Genomic DNA, 10,187 nt, shown 5'->3' on the forward strand with positions numbered 1-10,187 from the left:
GAGGTATCTCTTAAGTTTACGCCTTTCCCGGCGAAACGATGGTTATTTCAGAGTTATGCACCAGGCTTAGTGGGGCGTTGCCCGTTCAATTCTGGAGAATAACGATGATGAAACCGACGTTTTTGCGCCGGGTAGCCATTGCTGCTCTGCTCTCAGGAAGTTGTTTTAGTGTGGTAGCCGCGCCGCCAGCGCCGCCTCCGGTCTCGTACGGCGTGGAAGAGGATGTATTCCATCCCGTTCGCGCAAAGCAGGGCATGGTGGCCTCGGTGGATGCGATGGCGACAAAGGTGGGGGTGGATATCCTCAGGCAGGGCGGTAATGCCGTCGATGCAGCTGTCGCCGTAGGCTACGCGCTGGCGGTGACCCATCCGCAGGCGGGGAACCTGGGCGGCGGCGGCTTTATGCTGCTGCGCACGAAAGAGGGCACAACCACCGCCATCGATTTTCGCGAAATGGCGCCCGCTAACGCCACCCGCGACATGTTCCTCGACGATCAGGGGAATCCCGACAGTAAAAAATCGCTGACTTCGCATCTCGCGTCCGGGACGCCAGGCACCGTGGCGGGGTTTTCACTGGCGCTGGAAAAATACGGCACGATGCCGCTGAACAAAGTGGTGCGTCCGGCTATTTCATTGGCGCAGGACGGCTTTGTGGTTAACGACGCGCTGGCGGAGGATCTGAAAACGTACGGCAGTGAAGTCATTCCCCATCATGAAAACAGCAAAGCGATTTTCTGGAAGGACGGCGAGCCGCTGAAGAAAGGCGACACGCTGGTTCAGAAGAATCTGGCGAAAAGCCTGGAGATGATCGCCGAAAGCGGTCCGGATGCGTTCTATAAAGGCGCCATTGCCGATCAAATTGCCCAGGAGATGCAGAAGAACGGCGGGCTTATCACCAAAGAGGATTTAGCCAACTACAAAGCGGTGGAGCGTACGCCGATTAGCGGTGATTATCGCGGGTATCAGGTCTTCTCCATGCCGCCGCCTTCATCCGGCGGGATTCATATCGTCCAAATCCTCAACATCCTGGAAAACGTCGATATGAAAAAATATGGCTTTGGCAGCGCAGACGCCATGCAAATTATGGCGGAAGCGGAAAAATACGCTTATGCCGATCGTTCGGAGTATCTGGGTGACCCGGACTTCGTGAAAGTGCCGTGGCAGGCGCTGACCAACAAAGCCTATGCCAAAACGATCGCCGACAAGATCGATATCAACAAAGCGAAACCGTCCAGCGAAATTCGCCCCGGCAAACTCGCGCCTTATGAAAGCAATCAGACCACGCATTTCTCGGTGGTGGATAAAGACGGCAACGCAGTGGCGGTGACCTATACCCTGAATACCACCTTCGGTACCGGCATCGTGGCGGGCAATACCGGCATTCTGATGAACAACGAAATGGATGACTTCTCAGCGAAACCGGGCGTGCCAAACGTCTACGGACTGGTGGGCGGCGATGCCAACGCCGTCGGGCCGAAGAAGCGCCCGTTGTCGTCGATGTCGCCAACCATCGTGGTGAAGGACGGGAAAACCTGGCTGGTGACGGGCAGCCCGGGCGGCAGCCGTATTATCACCACGGTGTTGCAGATGGTGGTCAACAGCATTGATTTTGGGATGAACGTTGCAGAGGCAACCAACGCGCCGCGCTTCCATCACCAGTGGCTACCAGATGAGCTGCGCGTGGAGAAAGGCTTTAGCCCGGATACGTTGAAGCTGCTGGAGCAAAAAGGACAAAAAGTCGTGCTGAAAGAGGCGATGGGCAGCACCCAGAGCATCATGGTTGGGCCTGATGGCGAGCTGTATGGGGCTTCCGACCCACGTTCGGTGGATGATTTAACGGCGGGGTATTAACGTGTTGCCGGGTGGCGGCTTCGCCTTACCCGGCCTGCGTTTCAGTCTTATCAGTCCCGGTAGGCGTAGCGCCACTGGGCGATGTGTCACTTTATTCTTGCCATATAATACGCGTCCACATACTCGCCGTCGCGCAGGGCGTAGCGCTTGCCGGTGCCTTCAATGTCAAAGCCATGCTTTTTATAGACCGCCACCGCTGGCGCATTATCGACAAACACCGTCAGTTCGATGCGATCTACCCGCAGCCAGTTATCGCACATATCGATCATCGTGCGAATCAACGCGCTGGCAACGCCGCGGTTTTGCCAGCGGGCGTCAACGCAGATGCCAAAATCGGCGACATGGCTGCGGCGCGGGCGCTGCGTAACCTCAATGTACAAATGCCCGACAACCTGCTCGTCAATGCAGGCGACAAGCTGTTTAATGCCCGGCTGGTCGGCCAGTCGCGCCTGCCACATTTCCATCGAGGGATGCGGAACCTGTAGCGTGTTGCGATACACCTCAGGCTGGGCGTGGATCTGACGAATCGCGTCATAATCTCTGGTTTCAGCGTGGCGTATCACTATTTCGCTCATTCTTGTCTCTCCGGCGGAGGTAAAGTCCCTTTTAACATCTTTGACTTTCACACCGCAGTCAAATGCATTTATTTGCAAAAAGTGTTGGACAACTGCGAATGAGAATGATTATTATTGCTTTGCGTTCAGGGAGACCCTTGCGGAGAACCTGAAAGCACGACATTGCTCACATTGCTTCCAGTATTACTTTAGCCAGCCTCTGCTGGCTTTTTTTTTGGGGTCTGTTTCAGCCTGGCTTACTTGTCATTTTGTCCCCGGGAAGTGCTCGTGCTCCTCACGTACATTAAGTACGCTCCGGGCCCTGCGCGCTTGCCGTGAACAAACTGACGGCGACGGCGGTGGCTGATTTTTTGGTTTTGCTTTTGTAGGCCGGATAAGCGTCAGCGCCATCCGGCAACGGTTTCTGGCTCTGACGTGTCGTCTTTCCCTGGTTTGCGCTAAGGTGTAGTCAATCACCTTAAAAAGGACACCTTCATGACGTTACATTGCGCATTTATTGGCTTTGGGAAAAGCACGACCCGTTATCATCTTCCTTATGTACTCAACCGTAAAGACACCTGGCACGTCGCCCATATTTACCGCCGCCGCGCGAAGCCGGAAGAACAGGCGCCGATCTATTCTCATATCCATTTCACCAGCGATCTTGATGAAGTGTTAAACGACCCACAGGTAAAACTGGTGATTGTCTGTACCCATGCCGACAGCCATTTTGAATACGCGAAGCGTGCGCTGGAAGCAGGGAAAAACGTGCTGGTCGAAAAGCCCTTCACCCCAACCCTGGCAGAGGCCAGGGTGCTGTTTGAACTGGCGAAAAGCAAAGGACTGACGGTATCGCCGTATCAGAACCGCCGCTTTGACGCCTGCTTCCTGACCGCCAAAAAAGTCATCGAAAGCGGCAAGCTGGGGGAGATTGTCGAAATCGAAAGTCATTTCGACTACTACCGACCGGTGGCGGAAACCAAACCGGGTTTGCCGCAGGACGGCTCGTTCTACGGTCTCGGCGTGCATACCATGGACCAGATTATCTCGCTGTTTGGACGTCCGGATCATGCCGCGTATGACATCCGTAGTCTGCGCAACAAAGCGAACCCGGACGATACCTTTGAGGCGCAGCTGTTTTACGGCGACCTGAAAGCGATCGTTAAAACCAGCCATCTGGTGAAAATCGATTACCCGAAATTTATCGTTCATGGCACCAAAGGCTCGTTTATTAAATACGGCATCGACCAGCAGGAAACCAGCCTGAAGGCCAACATCATGCCGGGTGAACCGGGGTTTGCAGCCGATGAGTCGCTGGGCGTGCTGGAGTACGTCAATGATGACGGTGTGACGGTGCGCGAAGAGATCACGCCGGAGGTGGGGGACTATGGTCGCGTTTATGATGCGCTGTTCAAAACGATTACCCAGGGGGCGCCAAATTACGTCAAGGAATCTGAGGTTTTGACGAATCTCGAACTCCTGGAACGGGCGTTTGAGCAGGCGTCTCCGGCCACCATTACCCTTGCCAGATAAGGTTTACGGCTCCTCTATGCTTGTTCATCTTTTTTGAACAGAGGAGTCAATTTTCACCCTCTATGATCGCAGCGCGTTTGGGTCCACACTGACTCCATCGAAAACATCTGGGGGGTGAACACAATGATCTACTTACGCAAAGCAAATGACCGCGGCCACGCCAATCATGGCTGGCTGGATTCCTGGCACACCTTTTCGTTTGCCGACTATTATGACCCGAACTTTATGGGCTTTTCGGCGCTGCGGGTGATTAACGATGACGTGATTGATGCGGGACAAGGGTTCGGTACCCATCCGCATAAAGACATGGAGATCCTGACCTATGTGCTGGAAGGCGCAGTAGAACACCAGGACAGCATGGGAAACAAAGAGCAGGTGCCAGCCGGTGAATTCCAGATCATGAGCGCGGGAACAGGGGTACGTCACTCTGAGTACAACCCGAGCAAAACGGATCGTCTGCGTCTTTACCAGATCTGGATCATCCCGGAAACAACCGGCATAACGCCGCGTTACGAACAGCGTCGTTTCGATGCCACACAGGGTAAGCAACTGGTGCTGTCGCCGGATGCCCGCGACGGTTCGCTGAAAGTGTATCAGGATATGGAACTGTACCGCTGGGCGCTGGTAAAAGACGAGCAGTCGGTGCATCAGATTGCCGCAGAACGCCGCGTCTGGATCCAGGTGGTGAAAGGCGAGGTGACGATAAACGGCACCAAAGCGACCACCAGCGACGGTCTGGCGATTTGGGATGAACAAGCGATCTCAATTCATGCCGACAGCGATAGTGAAGTGCTGCTGTTTGACTTACCGCCAGTATAAATCGACATCACCCTGCCCGACGAGGGCTTACAGGCCGGATGCGACGTGAAAACGTCGCTATCCGGCTTTTTTCGTGTGTCATTAATTCTTCACGTCCGTGGTAAACTGGGAAAATCTATCCCTTTTATATCTTTCAGGACGATGAAAAAGAAAAGACCCGTACTTCAGGATGTCGCCGACCGCGTAGGCGTGACCAAAATGACGGTCAGCCGCTTTTTGCGTAACCCGGAGCAGGTCTCCGTCGCGCTACGCGGCAAGATCGCCGCTGCACTTGATGAACTGGGTTACATTCCCAATCGCGCCCCTGATATTCTTTCAAACGCCACCAGCCGGGCGATCGGCGTGTTGCTGCCTTCATTAACCAACCAGGTCTTCGCTGAAGTGCTGCGCGGGATTGAGGCGGTAACGGATGCCCACGGCTACCAGACTATGCTCGCGCACTACGGCTATAAGCCGGAAATGGAACAGGAGCGCCTGGAGTCGATGCTTTCCTGGAATATCGACGGTCTGATTCTGACCGAACGTACCCATACTCCGCGCACCCTGAAAATGATAGAAGTGGCAGGCATCCCGGTGGTTGAACTGATGGACAGCCAGTCGCCGTGTCTGGACATCGCCGTCGGCTTTGACAACTTTGAAGCTGCCCGTCAGATGACTGCCGCGATTATTGCCCGCGGGCATCGTCATATCGCCTATCTTGGCGCGCGTCTCGACGAACGTACTATCATCAAACAGAAGGGGTATGAGCAGGCGATGCGGGATGCAGGCCTGGTGCCTTACAGTGTGATGGTTGAGCAGTCTTCATCTTACTCGTCGGGGATCGAACTGATCCGCCAGGCGCGCCGCGAATATCCGCAGCTTGACGGGATCTTCTGTACCAACGATGACCTGGCGGTCGGGGCGGCGTTTGAATGCCAGCGCCTGGGGCTTTCAATCCCGCGTGATATGGCGATTGCCGGGTTCCACGGTCATGATATCGGACAGGTGATGGAACCGCGTCTGGCCAGTGTCCTGACGCCGCGTGAACGGATGGGCAGCATTGGCGCAGAGCGCCTGCTGGCTCGCATCCGTGGTGAAAGCGTGACGCCGAAAATGTTAGATTTAGGTTTCACCTTGTCACCGGGCGGATCTATTTAAGCCGACAAATTTGAAGTAGCTCACACTTATTCACTTCTGGCACGTTTGGACATTGCGTCCAGGTTTGTCCGGTCGGACAATGTTACCGATAACAGTTACCCGTAACAATTCCTGAACTTTGTACTGTGAGGGCACCACTTTGAGCACGACTAACCATGATCACCACGTTTACGTTCTGATGGGCGTATCGGGCAGCGGCAAATCCGCTGTCGCAAGCGAAGTGGCGCATCAACTTCATGCCGCGTTCCTTGACGGCGATTTTCTCCATCCGCGTAGCAACATTGAGAAAATGGCCTCTGGCGAACCCTTAAATGACGACGACCGTAAACCGTGGCTGCAGGCGCTGAACGACGCCGCGTTTGCCATGCAGCGTACCAACAAAGTGTCGCTGATCGTCTGTTCCGCGCTGAAAAAACACTACCGCGACATCCTGCGCGACGGTAATCCAAACCTTTCTTTTATCTACCTGAAAGGCGATTTCGACGTCATTGAAAGCCGTCTGAAGGCGCGTAAAGGCCATTTCTTCAAAACGCAGATGCTGGTGACACAATTCGACACGCTGCAGGAACCGGACGCTGACGAGAAAGACGTGCTGGTGGTGGATATCGATCAGCCGCTGGACGGTGTTGTTGCAAGCACCATCGAGGTCATTACTAAAAGGCAGTAAGTTTTGAGTACATTAACGCTTGTTTTAACAGCAGTAGGCTCCGTTTTACTGCTGTTGTTTTTAGTGATGAAGGCGCGAATGCATGCCTTCGTTGCTTTGATGGTGGTGTCTATTGGCGCAGGGCTCTTTTCCGGTATGCCGCTCGATAAAATTGCAGCGACGATGGAAAAGGGAATGGGCGGTACGCTTGGCTTCCTGGCCATTGTGGTCGCGCTGGGCGCTATGTTCGGTAAGATCCTGCATGAAACGGGCGCGGTCGATCAGATCGCCGTCAAGATGCTGAAATCCTTTGGTCACAGCCGCGCGCACTATGCGATTGGCCTGGCCGGTCTGATCTGCGCGCTGCCGTTGTTCTTTGAAGTGGCGATCGTGTTGCTGATTAGCGTTGCGTTTTCGATGGCGCGTCATACCGGCACCAATCTGGTGAAGCTGGTGATCCCGCTGTTTGCTGGGGTTGCGGCGGCTGCGGCCTTCCTCCTGCCCGGGCCTGCGCCGATGCTGCTGGCTTCACAAATGCACGCCGACTTTGGCTGGATGATCCTGATTGGCCTGTGCGCCGCGATTCCGGGAATGATTATCGCCGGGCCGCTGTGGGGCAACTTCATCAGCCGTTTTGTGGAGCTGCGCATACCCGACGATATTACCGAGCCACACCTCGGCGAAGGCAAGATGCCATCCTTTGGCTTCAGCCTGTCGTTGATCCTGCTGCCGCTGGTGCTGGTGGGGCTGAAAACCATCGCCGCGCGCTTTGTACCGGAAGGGTCAACGGCTTACGAATGGTTTGAATTTATCGGCCATCCGTTCACCGCGATTCTGGTTGCTTGTCTGGTGGCGATCTATGGCCTGGCGATGCGTCAGGGAATGCCAAAAGATAAAGTAATGGAAATTTGCGGTCACGCGCTGCAGCCGGCGGGGATTATTCTGCTGGTGATTGGCGCAGGCGGCGTGTTTAAGCAGGTGCTGGTGGATTCCGGCGTGGGCCCGGCGCTGGGGGAAGCGTTGACCGGCATGGGCTTGCCGATTGCCATTACCTGCTTCGTACTGGCCGCGGCAGTGCGCATCATTCAGGGGTCCGCGACGGTGGCCTGTCTGACGGCGGTGGGGCTGGTAATGCCAGTGATTGAACAACTGAACTTCTCCGGTGCGCAGATGGCGGCATTGTCTATCTGTATCGCGGGCGGTTCGATTGTTGTCAGCCACGTTAACGACGCCGGTTTCTGGCTGTTCGGTAAATTCACCGGCGCGACCGAAGCGCAAACGCTGAAGACCTGGACGATGATGGAAACCATCCTCGGTACTGTCGGCGCGATCGTCGGGATGATTGCCTTTCAGCTATTGAGCTGATTACTGTGCCCGGTGGCGCTTGCGCTTCCCGGGCCTGAGTACTGCACAGGTTGAAACCGTAGCACCCCCGCCGTTTTATCACCCCTTCATCCACATCCGGATACCGTCGAGGAACATCTGGGTCGCCATCATCACCAGAATCAACCCCATCAGGCGCTCCAGCGCGTTTACGCCTTTTTCGCCAAGCAGGCGCAGGAACAGCGATGACTGCATCAGAATGGCAAACGTGCCGCCCCAGGCAAGCAGCAGAGCAATAACCAGATGTCCCATCTGGTTTGGATATTGATGTGACAGCAGCATTAACGTCGCCAGAATGGTCGGACCGGCCACCAGCGGGATGGCCAGCGGCACGATAAAGGGCTCTTCACCCGCCGGTAACCCCGCGCTGTTGCCCGACGCGCTGGGGAAAATCATTTTAATGGCGATCAGGAACAGGATAATCCCTCCGGAGATGGACACTGTTTCGGCGCGTAAATTGAGAAAAGCGAGAATTTTCTCGCCCGCGAAAAGAAAAATCAGCATCAGCAGCAGCGCGATAAACAGCTCGCGAACCATAATCGCGCGACGCCGTTTTGGCTCGGTATGTTTCAGTACGGACATGAAGATAGGCAGATTACCGAGCGGATCCATAATCAGGATCAATAAAACTGCTGCTGAAATGATTTCATTCATAACTCAAATTCCCTGATAATTGCCGCGGACTTTCTGCTTGCTAACGCAGCGGGATAAGTCGCATTACTGATGGCATCGCTATCATTGATTAATTTCACTTGCGACTTTGGCTGCTTTTTGTATGGTGAAGGATAAGCCAGTAGGACACTGGTTAGCATACACAGCACACATCTCTGCAGGAAAAAACGCTATGAAAAATGTTGGTTTTATCGGCTGGCGCGGTATGGTCGGCTCTGTTCTCATGCAACGCATGGTTGAAGAGCGCGACTTCGACGCCATTCGCCCTGTTTTCTTTTCGACTTCTCAGCTGGGGCTGGCTGCGCCGACGTTTGGCGGCACCACCGGCACACTTCAGGACGCATTCGATCTCGAGGCGCTGAAGGCGCTCGACATTATTGTGACCTGCCAGGGCGGCGATTATACCAACGAAATTTATCCAAAGCTGCGTGAAAGCGGGTGGCAGGGCTACTGGATTGACGCCGCCTCCTCGCTGCGTATGAAAGATGACGCCATCATCATTCTCGACCCGGTTAACCAGGATGTCATCAACGACGGCCTGAATAAAGGCATCAAAACGTTTGTCGGCGGTAACTGTACCGTCAGCCTGATGCTGATGTCGCTGGGCGGCCTGTTTGCTAACGACCTGGTGGACTGGGTGTCTGTTGCCACTTACCAGGCGGCTTCCGGCGGCGGCGCGCGGCATATGCGTGAGTTGCTCAACCAGATGGGCCAACTGCATAACCACGTGGCGGATGAACTGGCGACCCCTTCTTCAGCGATTCTCGATATCGAACGTAAAGTCACCCATCTTACCCGCAGCGGCGATCTGCCGGTGGATAACTTTGGCGTACCGCTGGCAGGCAGCCTGATCCCGTGGATCGACAAACAGCTCGATAACGGCCAGAGCCGCGAAGAGTGGAAGGGCCAGGCGGAAACCAACAAAATTCTCAATACCGCTTCCGTGATCCCGGTGGATGGCCTTTGTGTGCGCGTGGGCGCGCTGCGCTGCCATAGCCAGGCTTTCACCATTAAATTGAAAAAAGATGTGTCTATTCCGACCGTGGAAGCACTGCTGGCGGCGCACAATCCGTGGGCCAAAGTCGTGCCAAACGATCGGGATATAACCCTGCGCGAACTGACCCCGGCGGCCGTTACCGGTACGCTGACCACGCCAGTGGGCCGTCTGCGTAAGCTGAATATGGGACCGGAGTTCCTGTCAGCCTTTACCGTGGGCGACCAGCTGCTGTGGGGCGCGGCGGAACCGCTGCGCCGGATGCTGCGCCAACTGGCGTAACCGTGAATTGCCCGATCGCGCTTTGCGTATCGGGCCTGCGGGTAATCCGCAAAAATTTGTCAAAGTGTTATCCAGGGTGCTGAGTCACCCTTTTTTATGCGTTATACAGGAGTAATCGCAGATGTTTCATTTTTTCACAGGAGTTAATTAAAGCGTTGGCTATTCTTTAAAGGTGCCCTGATACCTCCACGGTATTACGGTTTTGCCTGAAGCCAGGACGGCGCAGAGAGGATGCACAATTGTGCTGCGCTGTTAAAGTTAAAAAAGCGTCTCCGCCCGATGCCACAAGCAGCGGGAAAGGGAGGCTGTAAAACAGG

Annotated in this window: 9 protein-coding genes; 7 read left to right on the forward strand and 2 right to left on the reverse strand. The window is 55.0% G+C overall.

Annotation, left to right across the window (positions count from 1 at the left end; genetic code table 11):
- Positions 1-104 precede the first annotated feature (104 nt).
- The gene (ggt, locus tag APU02_RS21295) at positions 105-1,850 is read left to right on the forward strand and encodes a gamma-glutamyltransferase (RefSeq protein WP_060571161.1); all 1,746 of its coding nucleotides are present in this window, start codon (positions 105-107) and stop codon (positions 1,848-1,850) included.
- A gap of 86 nt (positions 1,851-1,936) precedes the next feature.
- On the opposite strand, the gene yhhY is transcribed toward ggt, so the two are convergent.
- Positions 1,937-2,425, reverse strand: a complete 489-nt coding sequence (gene yhhY, locus APU02_RS21300) for an N-acetyltransferase (protein ID WP_060571162.1) — start codon at positions 2,423-2,425, stop codon at positions 1,937-1,939.
- 474 nt (positions 2,426-2,899) lie between these two features.
- Here yhhY and APU02_RS21305 point away from each other — a divergent pair, with 474 nt between their 5' ends.
- The 5 genes from APU02_RS21305 (at position 2,900) to gntU (ending at position 7,904) form a co-directional block, all read left to right on the forward strand.
- On the forward strand, positions 2,900-3,937 hold the full coding sequence (locus APU02_RS21305) for an oxidoreductase (protein WP_060571163.1): 1,038 nt from the start codon (positions 2,900-2,902) through the stop codon (positions 3,935-3,937).
- A 123-nt stretch (positions 3,938-4,060) separates the two neighbouring features.
- The gene (locus APU02_RS21310; protein WP_042286476.1) at positions 4,061-4,756 is read left to right on the forward strand and encodes a pirin family protein; all 696 of its coding nucleotides are present in this window, start codon (positions 4,061-4,063) and stop codon (positions 4,754-4,756) included.
- Between the two features lie 141 nt (positions 4,757-4,897).
- Positions 4,898-5,893: a gluconate operon transcriptional repressor GntR gene (gene gntR / locus APU02_RS21315; protein WP_042286472.1), complete on the forward strand. Its 996-nt coding sequence runs from the start codon at positions 4,898-4,900 to the stop codon at positions 5,891-5,893.
- 139 nt (positions 5,894-6,032) lie between these two features.
- Entirely contained in the window at positions 6,033-6,560 is a 528-nt protein-coding gene (gntK, locus tag APU02_RS21320) for a gluconokinase (RefSeq protein ID WP_042286469.1), read from the forward strand.
- 3 nt (positions 6,561-6,563) lie between these two features.
- Positions 6,564-7,904: a gluconate transporter gene (gene gntU, locus APU02_RS21325; protein ID WP_042286465.1), complete on the forward strand. Its 1,341-nt coding sequence runs from the start codon at positions 6,564-6,566 to the stop codon at positions 7,902-7,904.
- Between the two features lie 78 nt (positions 7,905-7,982).
- Here the strand turns inward: gntU and yhgN are convergent, their stop codons facing one another.
- Positions 7,983-8,576: an NAAT family transporter YhgN gene (yhgN, locus tag APU02_RS21330; RefSeq protein ID WP_012908322.1), complete on the reverse strand. Its 594-nt coding sequence runs from the start codon at positions 8,574-8,576 to the stop codon at positions 7,983-7,985.
- Positions 8,577-8,766: 190 nt separating this feature from the next.
- On the opposite strand from yhgN, the gene asd reads away from it, so the two are divergent.
- Positions 8,767-9,870 carry an aspartate-semialdehyde dehydrogenase gene (gene asd, locus APU02_RS21335; protein WP_042286462.1) on the forward strand — a complete coding sequence of 368 codons (1,104 nt, stop codon included), beginning with the start codon at positions 8,767-8,769 and terminating at the stop codon, positions 9,868-9,870.
- The last annotated feature ends 317 nt before the right edge of the window (positions 9,871-10,187 follow it).

The organism is Citrobacter sp. 50677481 (genome assembly GCF_001463265.1).
Taxonomy (GTDB): domain Bacteria; phylum Pseudomonadota; class Gammaproteobacteria; order Enterobacterales; family Enterobacteriaceae; genus Citrobacter_A; species Citrobacter_A sedlakii.

Coding starts and splice junctions, on each gene's coding strand:
- yhhY (WP_060571162.1), bottom strand. CDS start 2,425: ATGAGCGAAATAGTGATACGCCACGCTGAAACCAGAGATTATGACGCG.
- APU02_RS21305 (WP_060571163.1), top strand. CDS start 2,900: ATGACGTTACATTGCGCATTTATTGGCTTTGGGAAAAGCACGACCCGT.
- gntR (WP_042286472.1), top strand. CDS start 4,898: ATGAAAAAGAAAAGACCCGTACTTCAGGATGTCGCCGACCGCGTAGGC.
- asd (WP_042286462.1), top strand. CDS start 8,767: ATGAAAAATGTTGGTTTTATCGGCTGGCGCGGTATGGTCGGCTCTGTT.
- APU02_RS21310 (WP_042286476.1), top strand. CDS start 4,061: ATGATCTACTTACGCAAAGCAAATGACCGCGGCCACGCCAATCATGGC.
- yhgN (WP_012908322.1), bottom strand. CDS start 8,576: ATGAATGAAATCATTTCAGCAGCAGTTTTATTGATCCTGATTATGGAT.
- ggt (WP_060571161.1), top strand. CDS start 105: ATGATGAAACCGACGTTTTTGCGCCGGGTAGCCATTGCTGCTCTGCTC.